Genomic DNA, 18296 nt, shown 5'->3' with positions numbered 1-18296 from the left:
AAATTATGCGATTTTTAATTGTTTTATATGATTAAATTGATTTTTTGTTTATTTTGTTTGTTTTTGTCTTATTTTAACCCTTTATTATCTTCTTTTTCCTCACTTTCATCGTTATTTCCAATTCTTTATTTGAAAACTAAATCTTCTATGCTAGTAACCGTTTTCTAAACTAACTTTATTTCTATTTTTAGTCTTATTTTATTGGTTTTTCTAGTGAAGTGAGCAAAAAAATAAGAAAAGTAACATTTTTTATAGACAACCCCCCCTCTCATCATTAGAATGCGCGCAATTTGCCAAAATTTTGCCTAAAAAGCAGGTTTGGCATTGATTTTGAGGAATAAATCTGAATTAATATGCACTAATTGCGAGTAATTATTCTTTGGAGGGCGTTTTGATTAAGTCAGCTATATTGGTTCTGGAAGACGGAACCCAATTCCATGGTCGCGCCATAGGTGCTGAAGGGGCGGCAGTTGGGGAAGTGGTTTTCAATACCTCGATGACCGGATATCAAGAAATTCTCACAGACCCTTCCTATTCCCGCCAAATTGTCACTCTTACTTATCCCCATATTGGTAATGTCGGTACTAACTCAGTTGATAAAGAATCACTAAAAGTACAAGCTCAAGGGCTGGTAATTCGTGATCTACCACTGTTGACCAGTAACTTCCGCAGTGAAGAAACCCTTTCTGATTACCTTAAACGCCATAATATTGTTGCAATAGCAGATATCGATACGCGCAAACTGACTCGTTGGTTAAGAGAAAAAGGTTCACAGAATGGTTGTATTATAGCAGGTAGGCAGATTGATGCAGAGGTTGCTCTGGAAAAAGCCAAAGCATTTCCAGGGTTGCAAGGAATGGATTTGGCAAGAGAAGTGACAACTGAACAGACTTATCCATGGTTACAGGGAAGCTGGACTCTGGCAGACGGATTACCGGAAGAGAAGCAAGAACAAGATCTGCTTTATCATGTTGTTGCTTATGATTTTGGCGCAAAACGCAATATTTTGCGGATGCTGGTAGATCGTGGTTGCCGTCTGACTGTTGTTCCTGCTCAGACACCTGCTGAAGATGTACTGAAACTTAATCCAGATGGTATTTTCTTGTCGAATGGGCCGGGTGACCCAGCCCCTTGTGGCTATGCAATTGAAGCAATCAAAACTCTCCTTGAGACAGATATTCCTATCTTTGGTATTTGCCTTGGGCACCAACTGTTGGCACTGGCTAGCGGCGCGGAAACAATGAAAATGAAATTCGGCCATCACGGTGGTAACCATCCGGTAAAAGATCTTGATCGTAATGTTGTGATGATTACTGCACAGAACCACGGTTTTGCTGTGGATGAAAAATCATTGCCGGCAAATCTGCGTGTTACCCACAAATCCCTGTTTGACGGTACCTTGCAAGGGATTCATCGTACAGATAAACCTGCATTCAGCTTTCAGGGGCATCCGGAAGCCAGCCCAGGGCCGCATGAAACTGCTCCATTGTTCGATCATTTTATCGAACTGATCGAACAGTATTGTCAGCAAAATAATCGTCATCACACCAAGTAATCAGGAGCAAATAAAATGGCAAAACGTACTGATATTAAAAGTATCCTGATCCTAGGTGCTGGCCCAATTGTTATCGGCCAAGCTTGTGAGTTTGATTATTCAGGTGCACAGGCTTGTAAAGCGTTACGGGAAGAAGGTTATCGTGTCGTTCTGGTGAATTCAAACCCTGCGACCATTATGACTGATCCGGAAATGGCCGATGCTACTTATATTGAGCCAATCCACTGGGAAGTGGTACGTAAAATCATTGAAAAAGAGCGTCCTGATGCAATCCTGCCAACAATGGGAGGACAAACAGCGCTGAACTGTGCGTTGGAACTGGAATGTCAAGGCGTTTTGAAAGAATTTGGCGTTACCATGATTGGCGCTACCGCAGATGCGATTGATAAAGCGGAAGATCGCCGTCGTTTCGATATAGCAATGAAAAAGATTGGCTTAGAAACACCGCGTTCTGGTATCGCACACTCAATGGAAGAAGCGTTGGCAGTTGCCGAAAAAGTTGGCTTTCCTTGTATTATCCGTCCTTCCTTTACTATGGGGGGAAGTGGTGGCGGTATTGCCTATAACCGCGAAGAATTCGAAGAGATTTGTGAGCGAGGTCTGGATCTTTCGCCAACCAAAGAGCTATTAATTGATGAGTCTCTGATTGGTTGGAAAGAATATGAAATGGAAGTGGTGCGAGATAAAAATGATAACTGCATCATTGTCTGTTCTATTGAAAACCTTGATGCTATGGGGATTCACACAGGTGATTCCATTACTGTAGCGCCGGCGCAAACGCTGACAGATAAAGAGTACCAAATCATGCGTAACGCTTCGATGGCGGTACTGCGTGAAATTGGTGTGGAAACTGGGGGATCTAACGTACAGTTTGCGGTGAACCCGAAAAATGGCCGTTTGGTTATTATCGAAATGAACCCGCGCGTTTCCCGTTCTTCTGCGCTGGCGTCAAAAGCGACCGGTTTCCCGATTGCGAAAATTGCCGCTAAACTGGCGGTGGGTTATACCCTTGATGAGCTGATGAATGATATCACGGGTGGCCGCACGCCGGCTTCCTTTGAACCTTCTATCGATTACGTGGTGACTAAAATTCCTCGATTCAATTTCGAGAAATTTGCCGGTTCTAATGATCGCCTGACAACCCAAATGAAATCTGTGGGTGAAGTGATGGCGATTGGCCGAACTCAGCAGGAATCTCTGCAAAAAGCATTACGTGGTTTGGAAGTCGGTGCAACTGGTTTTGACCCGAAAGTTGATCTGGATGATCCCGAAGCATTGACTAAAATTCGCCGTGAATTGAAAGATGCGGGTGGTGAGCGTATCTGGTATATCGCTGATGCTTTCCGTGCAGGCATGTCCGTTGATGGTGTTTTTAATTTGACGGATATTGACCGCTGGTTTTTGGTGCAGATTGAAGAGCTGGTGCGGTTGGAAGAGCAAGTGGCAGAGCAGGGAATTAACAGCCTAACTGCTGACTTCCTACGTCATCTGAAACGTAAAGGTTTTGCTGATGCGCGTCTGGCGAAATTGGTTGGTGTGGCTGAAAAAGAGATCCGCAAACTGCGCCATAAGTATAATTTGTATCCGGTTTACAAACGGGTTGATACCTGTGCGGCAGAATTTGAGACCGATACTGCATACATGTATTCCACTTATGAAGATGAGTGTGAAGCTAATCCGAATAGCGACAAGCCAAAAATAATGGTATTGGGCGGTGGTCCTAACCGTATCGGACAAGGGATTGAATTCGATTATTGTTGTGTTCATGCAGCATTGGCACTGCGTGAAGATGGCTATCAGACTATCATGGTGAACTGTAACCCAGAAACAGTTTCAACGGATTACGATACTTCAGATCGTCTCTATTTTGAACCAGTGACGTTAGAAGATGTGTTGGAAATTGTACGCGTTGAAAAACCAAAAGGTGTGATTGTTCAATATGGTGGACAGACCCCGCTGAAACTGGCTCGTGAATTGGAGATAGCGGGGGTTCCAATTATTGGTACTAGCCCGGACGCGATTGACCGTGCTGAAGATCGTGAACGTTTCAAACAAGCAGTAAATCGCCTTGGCCTGAAACAACCTGCAAATGCTACGGTGACAACGATTGACCGGGCAGTTGAGAAGGGAAATGTTCTGGGTTACCCGTTGGTGGTTCGTCCATCTTATGTTTTGGGTGGTCGGGCGATGGAAATTGTATATGATGAAGCTGACCTGCGTCGTTATTTCCAGACTGCGGTAAGTGTATCTAATGATGCTCCGGTATTGCTTGATCGTTTCTTAGATGATGCAGTAGAAGTGGATGTTGACGCTATCTGTGATGGTGAGCGTGTGCTGATTGGTGGCATTATGGAACATATTGAGCAGGCAGGGGTTCACTCTGGTGACTCAGCTTGTTCATTACCTGCCTATACACTGAGTCAGGAAATTCAGGATGTCATGCGCCAACAGGTAGAAAAACTGGCATTTGAATTGGGTGTGCGTGGCTTGATGAATGTCCAGTTTGCCGTCAAGAATGATGAAGTTTATCTGATTGAAGTTAACCCGCGTGCAGCTCGTACTGTACCATTTGTATCTAAAGCTACTGGTTTGCCACTGGCGAAAGTTGCTGCTCGTGTGATGGTTGGTCAATCTCTGGCTGAACAGGGCGCAACTCAGGAGATTATTCCGCCGTACTATTCGGTGAAAGAAGTTGTATTACCTTTCAACAAATTCCCTGGTGTAGATCCAATTCTTGGCCCTGAAATGCGGTCAACTGGCGAAGTAATGGGCGTTGGGCGTACATTTGCTGAAGCTTTCTCAAAAGCATTGTTGGGGTGTAACTCCAGAATTCCACAAAGTGGCAGAGCACTTCTGTCAGTACGTGAAGGTGATAAAAGTCGGGTGGTGGATTTGGCCGCTAAGTTGTTGAAACAGGGTTTTGAACTGGATGCGACTCATGGTACAGCGATTGTACTGGGTGAAGCAGGAATCAATCCTCGTCTGGTGAATAAGGTTCACGAAGGACGTCCGCATATTCAGGATAGAATCAAAAACGGTGAGTATAGCTATATTGTGAATACTACTGCGGGTCGTCAGGCGATTGAGGATTCCAAACTTATTCGTCGTAGTGCATTGCAATATAAAGTTCATTATGACACCACATTGAACGGTGGTTTTGCGACAGCAATGGCACTAAGTGCAGATCCAACAGAACAAGTCATTTCTGTACAGGAAATGCATGCGAAGATTGATGATTAATTTGTATTCTGATTAATTGAAGTAATAAAAAGGTGCGCTTTGTTAAGCGCATCTTTTTTACTCATTGAAAATGTGGGTAATATGTTTTTGGGCTCTTAAAGCAACGGGACGAATTTCTGTTATCCCAGTGCTACTTTGATACCTAGGCTAATCAAAACAACACCAAGCAGTTTATCAATCATCTTCTGAGTCTTAGCTAATCCGCAACGTACCGGTGCACTCTGGATTAATATTACCAGTAATGGCCAATAGACTATCGACAATCCCCAGATAATAAAGGCATACCATAATTTCTCATCAACACCAGAATTGACATTTAGCACTTGAGTAAATATCGCTAGGAAGAACAAAGTTGCTTTAGGATTTAGTAGATTACATAAGAATCCCTGCATAAAAGCTTTTTTAAAGGAGATAATTTGTTGCTGCTGGTCATCAAGAGTGATGGTATTTCCGCTGCGAGAAAGCAGACTGTTGATCCCAATCCAAATAAGGTAGGCAGCTCCGGCATATTTCATCAGGTTGAATAGCCACGGAGTTGTGGTGATAAGAAGAGCCAACCCAGCGACACAGTAAGACATATGACAGGTGATAGCGGCAATTAAGCCCATCACTGTCATCATTGCGGCAGAGCGTTGGTAACGTATGGCATTTTTGACTACCAGAAAGAAATCGGGGCCAGGAGAGAGCATTCCTAAAGTTGAAATAGTGATAACGACGAGTGATGTTTCCAGCATAATGTACCCTATAGTTAATATTAGATTTGTTATTATTTAGATCAATGAATGTCTTAAGTAACAAATTAAGTATAAATTAATTTTTTATGCTTAAGAAAGCGTTGATCCTATCGACTGGGTACATCCCTTTCCGTATAGTGTCATCAATTTTTATACTATTTGCCTATAAGGTGACTTAATGAATATCAGCTTGATCGCTGCTTTAGCTATGGATCGGATCATCGGCATGGATAAGACAATGCCGTGGAATCTGCCGGGGGATCTGGCCTGGTTTAAACGTAATACACTGAATAAACCAGTCATTATGGGGCGAGTAACTTATGAGTCCATTGGTCGACCATTACCCGGGAGACTCAATATTGTATTGAGTAACCAACCGGGTGATGATGAGCGTGTAACCTGGGTAAGCTCAGTTGATGAAGCACTGGTTGTAGCAGGTGATGCCGAAGAGATTATGGTTATAGGAGGCGGTAAAATTTATGACCAATTTATCTCATTGGCTAACCGTATGTATCTAACTCATATTGATGCAGAGGTGATAGGTGATACCTATTTTCCTGACTATGAACCGGATGAATGGGATTCTGAATTTACTGAATACCATGATGCAGATGAATTGAACTCTCATAGCTACTGTTTTGAGATTTTACAACGCCGTACCTAATTGACAAAACACGCCGATGGTTTTTTTCACGGCGTGTCTGGTTTTAACACTACTTTTTTATTGCTGACAACGATGGTTGAGTAAAATATTGTTTATCTTCCCAACGCAACATTGTCAGTTTGCCTCCCCAGCAACAACCTGTATCCAATGCATAAAATCTGTCCGGTGCCCCTTGACCTTCTAGTGATGCCCAGTGACCGAAAACAATAGAATATTCTTCTGGGATTTGCTGTGGTAGCTTAAACCAAGGCTTTAATGGCACAGGAGCATTTTCAGGTTTATCCTTGCAAACCATATCTAATTGACCATTAGGAAAGCAGTAACGCATACGTGTCAATGAGTTAGTACTGAAACGTAAACGTGCCAGTCCAGAGAGCTCCGGTGACCAGTTGTTTGGCATATCTCCATACATTGAATCGATAAACAGAGGATAGCTGCTGCTACTAAGCATAGTTTCAACTTCAAGGGCGCACATTTTAGCGGTTTCCAGATCCCATTGAGGTGTGAGACCTGCGTGAGTCATAATCAATTTCAGATCATCGTCGATTTGTAATAACGGCTGCTTACGTAACCAATTAATTAATTCGTCAGCATCTGGGGCAGATAGTAACTCATCGATTTTATCTTTGGATTTATTACGGCTAATCCCGGCATAAACCCCCAATAAATGGAGGTCGTGATTGCCTAATACTATTTTTACAGCTGAACCCAACTGTTTAACATATCGGAGAACATCAAGGGAATCTGGGCCGCGGGCAACGAGATCTCCTGTCAGCCATAATGTATCTCTATTGGGATCAAAATTGACCTTAGTTAATAAAGTACGTAATTCACGATAGCAGCCATGAATATCACCGATGAGATATGTAGACATAATTAATTAATCAAAGTTGGTATAGCCAGCCGAAAAACCGGAATATCAACGCGGAATAAATCACCATTGTGATCGACCATTTCATAATGGCCTTCCATCGTACCCAGAGGCGTTTGCAATATAGCGCCACTGGTGTAACGGTATTCTGTACCTGGCAGGATTACTGGTTGCTCACCAACAACGCCTTCCCCCTGGACTTCAGTCTGGTGGTTATCACCGTTGGTAATTAGCCAGTAACGGTTAAGTAGTTGAACCGGTTCGCGCCCAAGATTACGGATAGTGATTGTATAGGCAAAAACGAAACGTTGTTGTTCGGGAGACGATTGGCTTTCTACATAAACACTTTGTACCTGAATAGAAACTCTAGGCGCATTAATCATGATTGACTCCTGTTATAACTGCATTTCAGGTTGTTCCGATAGATAGTTTGCCATTTTGCAGTATTGTTCAACAGAAATATTCTCTGCACGTGTGCTTGGATCGATACCAAATTCGGTGAGTTGTTCTACAGTGAAAAGATCACCCAGGCTGTTACGGATAGTTTTACGCCTTTGGTTGAAAGCTTGAGTGGTGATCCGGCTCAGCATACGAATATTTTTGACCGGGTAAGGTATGCTTTTATGCGGTATCAGACGTACAACGGCTGAATCGACTTTAGGTGCGGGAGTAAATGCTGTTGGTGGTACTTCCAGTACCGGGATAACCTGACAGTAGTATTGGGCCATGACACTTAAACGTCCAAAGGCTTTACTGCCGGGACCGGCTACCAGACGGTTCACTACCTCTTTTTGCAGCATAAAATGCATATCAGCAATAGCATCAGTATAGCTAAAAAGGTGGAACATTAATGGCGTAGAAATATTATAAGGTAAATTACCAAAGACCCGCAGTGGCAGCCCTCTTTGCTGAGACAGTTCGCCGAAATTAACGGTCATTGCGTCTTGTTGGATAATAGTAAGTTTATCTTTTAATTGTGGATGAACTTGCAGGCGTGCTGCTAGATCGCGGTCAAGCTCAACCACGGTCATTTTATCCATTCGTTCTCCAACCGGCTCAGTCAATGCACCAAGACCAGGGCCAATTTCTAACACGGCTTGGCCTGGTTGTGGGTTGATAGCTGCAACAATACTGTCAATGACAAATTGATCGGTTAAAAAGTTTTGCCCGAAGCGTTTACGGGCAAAGTGCCCTTGGTGGACTCTGTTATTCATTACTGTTTTGTATCATTTTAATTGCTAAATTCAATGCGGTAATAAAGCTTCCCACATCAGCTTGACCTTTACCAGCCAATTCCAATGCTGTGCCATGATCGACAGAAGTACGGATAAACGGCAGGCCCAACGTAATATTCACAGCTCTGCCAAAACCTTGATATTTTAGCACAGGCAGCCCCTGATCGTGATACATCGAGAGAACGGCATCTGCATGTTGAAGATATTTTGGCTGAAACAGGGTATCAGCGGGTAAAGGGCCTTCCAGCACAATGCCTTCTGCTCTCAGACTTTCTAATGCAGGAATAATGACATCAATCTCTTCATGTCCCATATGACCGCTTTCTCCTGCATGGGGATTTAAACCACAAACATAAATACAGGGTCTTAGCAGACCAAACTTTGTTTTTAAGTCATGGTTAAGGATCGTGATGACTTCCCGCAGGCTATCGAAAGTAATGGATTTTGGCACATCAACAATGGGTAGATGAGTGGTTGCCAGAGCAACCCGGAGCTCCTCTGTAGCAAGCATCATGACAACCCGCTGGCATCCACTGCGATCGGCAAAGAATTCAGTGTGGCCGATAAAGGGCACACCGGCATCATTGATGTTTCCTTTATGAACTGGCCCTGTGACTAACGCTGAAAATTCTCTGTTCAAACAACCGTCACAGGCTCTTGCCAAAGTTTCAGTGACATATCTGCCATTTTTCCGATTCAGTTCACCAGCGACTGCTGGCACATGAAGAGGAACTGGCAATATTGTCAATGTTCCGGCAGCTTGTGGCTCCTGCGCTTTATCCGGAGAATATTCTTGTAATTGCAAAGGAAAATTGAGCTGTCTGGCTCTGTCCAGAAGCAAATTAGGATCTGCACAGGCGACCAATTGTATTGGCCAGCTTTGCTGAGCAAGAGCGACAATTAAATCGGGTCCAACCCCGGCAGGCTCGCCGGGGGTAATAACAATAGGTTTATTGTTGTGCATCGCTGCCATCTAAAATTTTCACATAAGCTGAGGCACGTTGTTCCTGCATCCAGCTTTGTGCTTCTTCAGTGAATTTACGGTTGAATAACATACGGTAAGCACGATCTTTTTGGGCGACATCTGTTTTATCAACTTTGCGGGTGTCCAGTAGTTGGATCAGGTGCCAGCCGAAAGACGAATGAATAGGTTGGCTGATTTCACCTTTATTCAGTCGCATTAACGCGTCACGGAAAGCAGGATCGAAGATATCAGGTGTACTCCAGCCGAGATCACCGCCACGTAAGGCTGAACCTGGATCTTCTGAAAACTCTTTTGCTGCATCGGCAAAATCAGTTTTTCCACTGCGAATATCGCCGGCGATTTGTTGCAACTTAGCGCGCGCTTGCTCATCGGTCATGACAGGAGAAATTCTCAGCAGAATATGGCGGGCATGAACTTCAGTAACTGCGATTGTTGCATTACCACCACGGATATCATTTACCTTGAGGATATGGAAACCAACACCGGAACGAATTGGGCCAACGATAGCGCCTTTCTGGGCTGATTGCAGTTGTGCTGCAAACAGGGTTGGCAATTCCTGAAGCTTACTCCAACCCATATTACCGCCTTTCAGGGCTTGTGGATCAGCGGAATAAGCGATAGCCAGTTTACCAAAATCAACGCCATTCTTTAGCTCAGACATAATCTTGTGTACTACAGCTGTAGCTTTTTCCATTTGTGTCTGATCAGGATTTTCTGGCAATGGGATCAGAATGTGGCTGATGTTCAGCTCACTATCATTAGCATTTTGGTTGCTAATCTGTTTAGCCAAAGTATCGATTTCTTGCGGCAGAATTGTGACACGACGGCGAACCTCATTGTTGCGCACTTCTGCTATCAGCATCTCTTTACGAATCTGATTACGGTAAGTATCGAAACTCATTCCGTCAGCAACGATACGGTGTTTCATTTGATCCCGCGTTATGTGGTTCTGGGCTGCAATATTGGCAATGGTAGAGTCCAGTGTTTGATCAGGAATAGTGATCCCCATCTGCTTTGCCATTTGCAGCAGGATATTATCCATAATCAGTCGCTCAAGGATCTGATGACGTAGAGTGTGTTCGTCCGGTATTTGCTGGCCTGCATGTTGTGCATCCCGTTTAACGGACTGTAAGAGGCTGTTGATGTCGCTTTCCAGAACTACCCCGTTATTAACAACCGCAGCAATTTTATCCATTTGTTGAGGCGCAGCGAAGGCAGTACTCACTGAAAACATCAATCCAAGAATGAGAGTTCTCCAGTTCTTCATACTTTTTCCATCATATGTAAATTCCGCATTAGCAGATTTATAGTGTTTAATATCAAAGTGTTATTAGCATCAAAATGCGCGTTGGTATGGCATAATGCCAGATTGCAACATTTTCTGGCTACCCAGACTATGATTGTTACTTAAGCCTCTGAGTTCAAAGTTAAATGACCATTTGTCGTCATATTCGCTACTATCATCTTTCCAACCAACGATCTTACGCTCATAGCCGACGTTAACTGCCCAGCAACAGGTGTTGTATTGCAAGCCCACTAACTGACTTGCAGGTTGCTGTTTCTTAGTATCATAGTAGTAAGCACCAACTAAACCCCAGCGATCATTTAACGGCCAGCTTGCAACTAAACCAATTTGAGAAATCCCTTGCTGAAATGCGGGGGCAGTTTCTGCTTTTTGATCCCAAGTGCGCAAACGGGTTGCTTGGATATAATCTCGGTCAACAAAACGGTAGTTCAATTGCACAAGCCTATCATCATCACGGCGATATTCCAGTATAGCATTCCCCATTGTCACGCTGCTCAGGCGGCTATCGTACTGTAAACCACCTTTCAAGCCCCAGGAATCATTAATCCTCCAATAGGTGTCACCAGCCCAGGCCATCATATCTGACCCATCTTTACTGTTAATGAGATTTTCCTTATTGGTACCAGTGCGTGGACGCTCAAAATAGTAGGTTTGACCTAATGATAGATTAAAACGTTCAACTAAATCTTCATCATAAATACGAGTAGTCAGACCGGTAGTGACCTGATTCGCGGATGAAATACGATCTAAACCACCGTAAAATCGGTCACGGAACAGACCTGTATAGTCAGCCTGTAACAGGGCCGAATCGTAGTTATTGATGTTATCCTGGTTCTTGTATGGCACGTACAAATACTGAACCTGCGGCTCCAATGTTTGGGTGTAATCGTTGTTCAGATACATTGAACGTTCAAACACCATTTTGGCTTCACTTTTAAACTGTGGCAGAACCCGGTTAACAGATTCCTTTAACTCAGAATTTTTTCTGATGTCAGGAATATCCTGCTGATAGTGGGTTGCCATTAGTTTAACTTCGTTATTGATACTTGCCCAACCATTGGAGAGTGGCAGGTTAACAGATGGCTCCAGATGCCAGCGGGTGGCTTCAGGGTTATTTTTTTCAATGCTGGTGAGTTTTACCACTTGACCGTGGATACGAAAATCAAATGGACCCAAATCGTTTTGATAATAATTCAGATCTAATTGTGGCTCTGCGCGATAAGCATTTTTGTTGCCGCCGGTTGAGAATACCTGGAACTGTTTAGTTGATAGTGTGGCATTCCAATTTTGTTGAGCATATCCCAAGCTGAATTTTTGTGTGGCATAGCCATCAGTGGTAGAACCATATTGAGAAGAGAAATCAGAAAAATATTCAGGATCACTGACCTTGGTATAGTCGATATTAAAACGCCATACTTGATCCATCACACCATTATGATTCCAATAAAATAACCAGCGATTATCACTTTCTCTGGCAGTACGTGTTCTGGCATTTTTGTCTTTGACATATTGTTCGTCATTATTTAGCCAGTCCAGTGCCAGTGTACCTGTACCTGCTTTAGTTAAGTAACGGAATTCATTATTCAGTTTTAAACCGCGTTGACTGATATAGTGCGGCGTAATCGTAGCATCATAATTTGGTGCGATATTCCAGTAATAGGGCAACATAAATGTAATGCCGTCATTTTTGGAATAGTTGGCGTTAGGAATAAGGAAACCGGAACGGCGTTTACTACCGATCGGTAATTGAAGATATGGACTGTAAAATATCGGAACATTAACTACCCTGAAACGGGCATTCCATATTTCAGCCACTTCTTCTTCACGGTCGAGAATGACTTCAGAACCAACAACGCTCCAGCTATCATTACCCGGCAGGCAGGAAGTAAAGGTACCGTTATCCATAATGGTATAACGGTTTGCACCGCGTAACTTCATTTTATCTGCGGTGCCGCGTCCCTGACGCCCGACCATCTGATAATCACCTTGATCAACATCTGTATCTTTATTATTTAAATTAGACCAGGCTCGTGGACCTTTTAGAATAATTTGCGGATCATTGTAATGAACATTACCCGTTGCAGTAACTGTTCTTAGCGGAACTTCATCTTCTGTTTGCTCAAGTTGTGCCTTATCGGCGGTCAGCGTTTTATTACCTTGCTTAATATTGACATTACCGCTGAATTCAGCAGAGCGTGGATAATCTGCGCGTGAATCATCTGCCAGAATATTGACAGGTAATTGATTGGGATCGCCATTAATTATTGGCTGATCATAAATAGGTATACCCAGCATACATTGTGCTGCGAGATCAGCATGTGCATGCTGACTATAAAGTGCGGCCCATACCGTTGTGGCCAGCAAAGTTGGATAACATTTCTTCATAGATATTTATGCGGTTCCGTCATCAGTGGCATTATGCCGGCAAACTTCAAGAGACTAGCGCACTCAATGAATATGCGCCAGCGTAAAGTCACACCTTTACTTATCTTGCCGTTAGGCATGGAGCTGAATGAATAGTATGATAATGCAAAACTGCGCTCAGGGCATTGGTGAATTGAGGAGTATATGCATTATTGGGGAAAATTGGTTGGGTTGATCTTTGGCGTGATATCTGGAGCAGGCTTCTGGGGCATTGTCATTGGTTTATTTATCGGTCATATGTTTGATAGGGCCAGTGTACGCAGAAGCCAGGGGTTTTTTGCAAATAATCAGTCCCGTCAGACACTGTTTTTTAGCAGTACTTTTCAAGTGATGGGGCATATAACTAAATCAAAAGGACGGGTAACCGAAACGGATATCCAGCTCGCCAGCCGGTTAATGGACCGGATGCAACTTCACGGACAAGCTCGAATAGCGGCACAGCAAGCTTTTCGTGAGGGTAAAGAGCCCAATTTTCCTTTGCGTGAGACATTGAGACAATTACGTCGTGCCTGTTTTGGGCGGTCTGATTTGGTTCGGATGTTTTTGGAAATTCAGTTGCAGGCTGCATTTTCTGATGGTCAGTTGCATCCGAATGAGAGGAAAGTGCTGTTTATCATAGCGGATGAACTTGGGATCTCTCGTAACCAGTTTGAACAATTCCTTGCCATGATGGAAGGTGGCCGCAATTTCGGTGGTGGTGAAGAGTGGCAACAACAGTATAGTGGCTATCAGAGAGCAGCTCAGGGGCCAACATTTACAGATGCTTGTAAGGTACTGGGTGTAGCTGAAAATGATGATGTGACGGTGATTAAACGCGCCTATCGCAAATTGATGAGTGAGCACCACCCAGATAAGCTAGTGGCAAAAGGTTTACCACCGGAAATGATGGAAATTGCTAAACAAAAAGCCCAGTCAATTCAGGCTGCGTATGATCTCATTAAAAAAGAAAAAGGTTTCAAGTAATCAATTTTTCTTTTTAAAAAACATTTTATTAAATACATAGGGGAATAATCTCCCCTACTGTTATTGAGTTTATTTTTTATTGCTCTAAAATATTAGATGTTTTTATGATTTATGTTTTTACTTTAACTAAAGGGGGATGCAAAAAATGGCAAATATCCGTGCTCTCTTAGGTGGTTTTGGCGTAGCTTTGTGTTTGATATTGGCTTCCTTAGATTCGATAACTGTATTTGTGAACTGATTAAAAATCAGCGGTGCATTGAAAATGCATTGGAGTTCCATAGGCCGGGTGGGTGATATATAGCTCTTGAGCATGTAATTGCAGGCGAGGTGCCATTGCTCTTGCCTGCTGATGAGCATAAAACCGGTCTCCCAGAATAGGGTGCTCAAGTGCTAGCATATGTACCCTAAGCTGATGTGAACGACCTGTGATCGGTGAAAGTTTAACTCTGGTTGCTTGATCTTCGTAAACGAGTACTTCATATTCAGTCTGCGCTGATTTCCCAGTATCAAAACACACTTTCTGCTTTGGTCGGTTTGGCCAGTCACAAATCAGGGGAAGATCAACTGTGCCGGTTTCTGGTTTTAGATATCCCCAAACTCGCGCAATATAGGTTTTTTTCGGTTCCCGTTCACGGAACTGACGCTTCAGTTCACGCTCTGCATCTTTGGTCAGTGCAACGACCATTATGCCGCTGGTTGCCATATCTAGCCGGTGAACAGATTCCGCAGCAGGAAACTGTTGTTGTATCCGCGTCATAATGCTGTCTTTGTGTTCTTCAGCGCGGCCAGGAACAGAGAGCAGCCCACTGGGTTTATTGACCACAATAATATGCTGATCCTGATAGAGCACATGTAGCCAGGGATCGGTAGGAGGGTTATAAGCTTCCATTGAGACTCCGGTAGAGGACAGTAAATACCCTTCATCTTTCAAGCTGTTGCTTTGTTGGCTGCTTTCACTTACTGCCGCGCTGCAACTTGAAATCTATTGGGTATATCAATATTGTTCGTTAAAAAAGTTAGATTATTGGGGGGAAAATGCGGGAATGGCGTTTATGTCCATCCCGCACTAAATCCGAGTATTTCTAACCTTTCTTACTGATGTGTAACAACAACAAGACGAATAGCATCCAGACGCCAGCTTGCCTGATTCAGGTTAAGTAATAACTGTTGACGGTTAGATTCAATTGCTTCCAACTCGTCATCACGGATATTTGGATTGACGGCCTTCAGGGCTTCCAGGCGGGAAAGTTCAGCAGTGAGATTTTCATCAGCTTCTTGCTTTGCCTGTTCAATTAATGATTGAGCTTGTGTTTCAATCAAACCTTCTGCTTGTTGCAAAATAGCGTGAACTTCTTTTTGTACTGCATTAACCAACTTACTTGCGGTATGGCGGTTTACAGCATTAAGCTGACGGTTAAAACTTTCAAATTCTACCTGACCAGCCAGATTATTACCTTTCAAGTCCATCAGTATCCGCAGTGGGGTTGGTGGAAGGAAACGAGTCAATTGCAGATGTTTTGGTGCTTGTGCTTCAACCACATAAATCAGCTCTACCAACAGCGTTCCAACAGGTAATGCTTTGTTTTTCAAAAGAGAAACAGCACAGCTGCCAGTATCGCCAGACAGGATCAAGTCTAACCCGTTACGGATAATCGGATGTTCCCAACTAATAAACTGAGCATCTTCTCGAGACAGTGCTTGTTCCCGATCAAATGTAATAGTACAGCCATCTTGTGGTAACCCTGGGAAATCTGGGACTAGCATATGGTCAGAGGGGGTGAGCACTATCATGTTGTCGCTGCGATCTTCCTGATTGATACCAACGATGTCAAACAAGTTGAGAGAGAAATTCACTAATTCAATATCATTGTCATATTTTGCAATCTTTTCCGCCAATTGCAAACCGTGCTCTCCGCCATTGGAATTCATTTCCAGCAGTCGGTCACGCCCTTGCTCTAATTGTTGTTTGAGGTGTTCATGTTGTTGGCGGCATTGATCAATAAATTCACTAAATTTTTCCTGCTCATTCGGCTTGGCAAGATAATTTAGCAGCGTTTCGTAATAGTGATCGTAAATAGTACGGCCTGTTGGACAGGTATGTTCGAACGCATCCAGACCTTCGTGGTACCAGCGGATCAAGACAGCTTGGGCGGTATTCTCCAGATATGGCACATTGATCTGGATATCACGGCTTTGGCCGATACGATCCAGACGTCCAATGCGCTGTTCCAGCAAATCCGGATTGAATGGCAAATCGAACATGACTAACTGGTTAGCGAACTGGAAGTTACGGCCTTCTGAACCAATTTCAGAACACAGTAATACCTGAGCACCATCTTCTTCAGAAGCAAAATAAGCGGCGGCGCGGTCACGTTCAACCAATGATAACCCTTCATGGAAAACAGCACCGCGGATACCTTCGCGTTCACGCAGGACTTGCTCAAGTTGTAGGGCTGTGGTGGCTTTAGCACAAATTACCAGGACTTTTTCATCACGATTTGCCATTAAGAAACCAAGTAACCATTCTACCCGAGGGTCAAAGTTCCACCAGGTGGCGTTTTCGCCTTCAAATTCCTGATAAATCTGCTCTGGGTAAAGCATATCTCTGGCGCGGGATTCCAGCGATTTTTTAGCGCCCATAATATCGGAGACCTTAATGGCTGTTTGATATTGAGCAGGCAGAGGCAATTTAATCTGATGTAGTTCCCGATGAGGGAAACCTTTTACGCCATTACGGGTATTACGGAACAGAATACGGCTGGTACCGTGGCGATCCATCAGCATGGAAATCAGTTCACGGCGTGCGGTTTCACTATCATCACCGCTACTGTTAGCGGCTTTCAACAGCGGCTCAATATCTTGTTCGCTAATCAGCTCACTCATCAGATTTAATTGGCCATTATTGAGCTGTTCACCTGAGAGCAGTAGAGTGACAGCATCAGCAACCGGGCGGTAGTTTTGTTGTTCGTCAATAAAAGCTTGATAATCATGAAAACGGCTTGGATCAAGCAGGCGCAGGCGGGCAAAGTGGCTTTCCTGCCCTAATTGTTCCGGGGTTGCAGTTAGCAGCAAAACACCTGGGATCTGTTCAGCCAATTCTTCAACAACTTGGTATTCACGACTTGGTGCATCTTCACTCCAGGCCAGATGGTGAGCTTCATCCACCACCATCAAATCCCAATTGGCTTCAAGCATATGCTCAAAACGTTGTTTATTACGGCGGACAAAATCCAGTGAGCACAACACCAATTGTTCTGTTTCAAATGGATTATCACTGTCATGCCGTGCTTCGGTATAGCGGCTATCATCAAATAGGGCAAAGCGTAAATTGAAACGGCGCAACATTTCTACCAGCCATTGATGTTGCAGGCTGTCTGGCACAATAATCAGAATACGTTCAGCACGACCAGCCATCAGTTGCTGGTGGATGATCATCCCGGCTTCGATAGTTTTACCTAAGCCAACTTCATCAGCCAGCAGCACCCTTGGGGCATAGCGTTTGCCTACTTCGTTAGCGATATGAAGCTGATGGGGGATCAGGCTTGCACGAATACCGCGCAGACCGCTTTCAGCAAGTTTAAATTGCTCGCTTTGATATTTACGGGCACGAAAGCGCAGAGCAAAGCGATCCATCCGATCAATCTGACCAGCAAACAGGCGATCCTGTGGTTTATTGAAGGTGAGTTTACTGTCGAGGAATACTTCGCGCAGACTGACATTTTCTTCCAGGGTATCAAGGCGTGTACCTGCATAAATGAGCAGGCCATTTTCTTGTTGGACTTCATCTACTTTGAGTTGCCAGCCTTCGTGGCTGGTGACAACATCCCCTGAGTTGAACATCACACGGGTAATAGGGGAATCATTGCGTGCATAAAGGCGGTTTTCTCCGCTGGCAGGAAAAAGCAAAGTGACCATTCGTGCGTCCAATGCAACAACGGTTCCTAATCCAAGTTCGCTTTCTGTATCGCTGATCCAGCGTTGACCGAGGGTAAATGGCATAAATTTTGACTCAGTTTCTGTTAGATAAATGTTATTGATAGGTGAAGGACGACAGCTTTTATTTGATCTAACGGAGATAATGGGCAGATGCAAAGATGCCCCATAAATCCCCTTATCACTCGTTAAAGGGGCGATATGTTAATGGAAGCAAAGCTAGTCGTCACCTGCAAAAAATAGTAATTAGCCAAATAGTGGTTAGCTAAAAGGCATTACCCTCTGCCCGATGAGCAAAGTTATAAAATTATCCTGTAAAAATAGCAAGATAGCATCGGAGATAGGCTGAAGTTGCTTATTGATATCGTGATCATAATCCAGTGACG

General features: G+C 43.8%; 13 protein-coding genes. 4 read left to right on the top strand and 9 right to left on the bottom strand.

All coding sequences use genetic code 11. The annotated features are described in order from the left end of the window. Nucleotides 1-391 precede the first annotated feature (391 nt). Together carA and carB are read left to right on the top strand one after the other, a co-directional pair. Complete coding sequence (gene carA / locus BDD30_RS14325; protein ID WP_012776749.1) at nt 392-1555, top strand: glutamine-hydrolyzing carbamoyl-phosphate synthase small subunit; 1164 nt, start codon at nt 392-394, stop codon at nt 1553-1555. A gap of 15 nt (nt 1556-1570) precedes the next feature. Further along, nucleotides 1571-4795 (top strand): carbamoyl-phosphate synthase large subunit, encoded by a 3225-nt coding sequence (carB, locus tag BDD30_RS14320; protein WP_012776750.1) that lies wholly within the window; start codon nt 1571-1573, stop codon nt 4793-4795. A 119-nt stretch (nt 4796-4914) separates the two neighbouring features. Here carB and BDD30_RS14315 read toward each other — a convergent pair whose 3' ends face one another. Next, complete coding sequence (locus BDD30_RS14315) at nt 4915-5529, bottom strand: LysE family translocator (protein WP_012776751.1); 615 nt, start codon at nt 5527-5529, stop codon at nt 4915-4917. A gap of 178 nt (nt 5530-5707) precedes the next feature. On the opposite strand from BDD30_RS14315, the gene folA reads away from it, so the two are divergent. Next, nucleotides 5708-6193 (top strand): type 3 dihydrofolate reductase, encoded by a 486-nt coding sequence (folA, locus tag BDD30_RS14310; RefSeq protein ID WP_012776752.1) that lies wholly within the window; start codon nt 5708-5710, stop codon nt 6191-6193. A 49-nt stretch (nt 6194-6242) separates the two neighbouring features. Here folA and apaH read toward each other — a convergent pair whose 3' ends face one another. The 6 genes from apaH to lptD all read right to left on the bottom strand — a co-directional run bounded on the left by apaH (nt 6243) and on the right by lptD (nt 12975). Next, nucleotides 6243-7067 (bottom strand): bis(5'-nucleosyl)-tetraphosphatase (symmetrical) ApaH, encoded by an 825-nt coding sequence (gene apaH, locus BDD30_RS14305; protein WP_012776753.1) that lies wholly within the window; start codon nt 7065-7067, stop codon nt 6243-6245. A gap of 2 nt (nt 7068-7069) precedes the next feature. Beyond that, entirely contained in the window at nt 7070-7447 is a 378-nt protein-coding gene (gene apaG, locus BDD30_RS14300) for a Co2+/Mg2+ efflux protein ApaG (RefSeq protein ID WP_012776754.1), read from the bottom strand. Nucleotides 7448-7459: 12 nt separating this feature from the next. Next, the gene (rsmA, locus tag BDD30_RS14295) at nt 7460-8278 is read right to left on the bottom strand and encodes a 16S rRNA (adenine(1518)-N(6)/adenine(1519)-N(6))-dimethyltransferase RsmA (RefSeq protein WP_012776755.1); all 819 of its coding nucleotides are present in this window, start codon (nt 8276-8278) and stop codon (nt 7460-7462) included. Continuing rightward, on the bottom strand, nt 8271-9263 hold the full coding sequence (gene pdxA, locus BDD30_RS14290; protein WP_197535162.1) for a 4-hydroxythreonine-4-phosphate dehydrogenase PdxA: 993 nt from the start codon (nt 9261-9263) through the stop codon (nt 8271-8273). Before pdxA ends, rsmA begins: the two co-directional genes overlap by 8 nt. Beyond that, entirely contained in the window at nt 9250-10551 is a 1302-nt protein-coding gene (surA, locus tag BDD30_RS14285) for a peptidylprolyl isomerase SurA (protein ID WP_012776757.1), read from the bottom strand. The genes pdxA and surA overlap by 14 nt, the downstream gene beginning before the upstream one ends. Before the next feature lie 69 nt (nt 10552-10620). Continuing rightward, on the bottom strand, nt 10621-12975 hold the full coding sequence (gene lptD / locus BDD30_RS14280) for an LPS assembly protein LptD (RefSeq protein WP_012776758.1): 2355 nt from the start codon (nt 12973-12975) through the stop codon (nt 10621-10623). A gap of 183 nt (nt 12976-13158) precedes the next feature. On the opposite strand from lptD, the gene djlA reads away from it, so the two are divergent. Continuing rightward, nucleotides 13159-13977 (top strand): co-chaperone DjlA, encoded by an 819-nt coding sequence (gene djlA, locus BDD30_RS14275; protein ID WP_012776759.1) that lies wholly within the window; start codon nt 13159-13161, stop codon nt 13975-13977. Nucleotides 13978-14215: 238 nt separating this feature from the next. Here djlA and rluA read toward each other — a convergent pair whose 3' ends face one another. Both rluA and rapA read right to left on the bottom strand, forming a co-directional pair. Beyond that, nucleotides 14216-14908 (bottom strand): bifunctional tRNA pseudouridine(32) synthase/23S rRNA pseudouridine(746) synthase RluA, encoded by a 693-nt coding sequence (gene rluA / locus BDD30_RS14270; protein WP_012776760.1) that lies wholly within the window; start codon nt 14906-14908, stop codon nt 14216-14218. Nucleotides 14909-15069: 161 nt separating this feature from the next. Then, a complete protein-coding gene (gene rapA / locus BDD30_RS14265; protein ID WP_012776761.1) occupies nt 15070-17976 on the bottom strand; it encodes an RNA polymerase-associated protein RapA in 2907 nt (968 codons plus the stop codon). Between the last annotated feature and the right edge of the window lie 320 nt (nt 17977-18296).

Source organism: Photorhabdus asymbiotica (assembly GCF_003634575.1).
Lineage (GTDB): Bacteria > Pseudomonadota > Gammaproteobacteria > Enterobacterales > Enterobacteriaceae > Photorhabdus > Photorhabdus asymbiotica.
This window is presented reverse-complemented; position numbering and strand designations above follow the sequence as displayed.

Bases quoted from the DNA above. Each gene is read 5' to 3' on its own strand.
- rsmA (WP_012776755.1), bottom strand. From the start codon at position 8,278: ATGAATAACAGAGTCCACCAAGGGCACTTTGCCCGTAAACGCTTCGGG.
- surA (WP_012776757.1), bottom strand. From the start codon at position 10,551: ATGAAGAACTGGAGAACTCTCATTCTTGGATTGATGTTTTCAGTGAGT.
- apaG (WP_012776754.1), bottom strand. From the start codon at position 7,447: ATGATTAATGCGCCTAGAGTTTCTATTCAGGTACAAAGTGTTTATGTA.
- folA (WP_012776752.1), top strand. From the start codon at position 5,708: ATGAATATCAGCTTGATCGCTGCTTTAGCTATGGATCGGATCATCGGC.
- lptD (WP_012776758.1), bottom strand. From the start codon at position 12,975: ATGAAGAAATGTTATCCAACTTTGCTGGCCACAACGGTATGGGCCGCA.
- pdxA (WP_197535162.1), bottom strand. From the start codon at position 9,263: ATGCACAACAATAAACCTATTGTTATTACCCCCGGCGAGCCTGCCGGG.
- djlA (WP_012776759.1), top strand. From the start codon at position 13,159: ATGCATTATTGGGGAAAATTGGTTGGGTTGATCTTTGGCGTGATATCT.
- BDD30_RS14315 (WP_012776751.1), bottom strand. From the start codon at position 5,529: ATGCTGGAAACATCACTCGTCGTTATCACTATTTCAACTTTAGGAATG.
- rapA (WP_012776761.1), bottom strand. From the start codon at position 17,976: ATGCCATTTACCCTCGGTCAACGCTGGATCAGCGATACAGAAAGCGAA.
- carB (WP_012776750.1), top strand. From the start codon at position 1,571: ATGGCAAAACGTACTGATATTAAAAGTATCCTGATCCTAGGTGCTGGC.
- apaH (WP_012776753.1), bottom strand. From the start codon at position 7,067: ATGTCTACATATCTCATCGGTGATATTCATGGCTGCTATCGTGAATTA.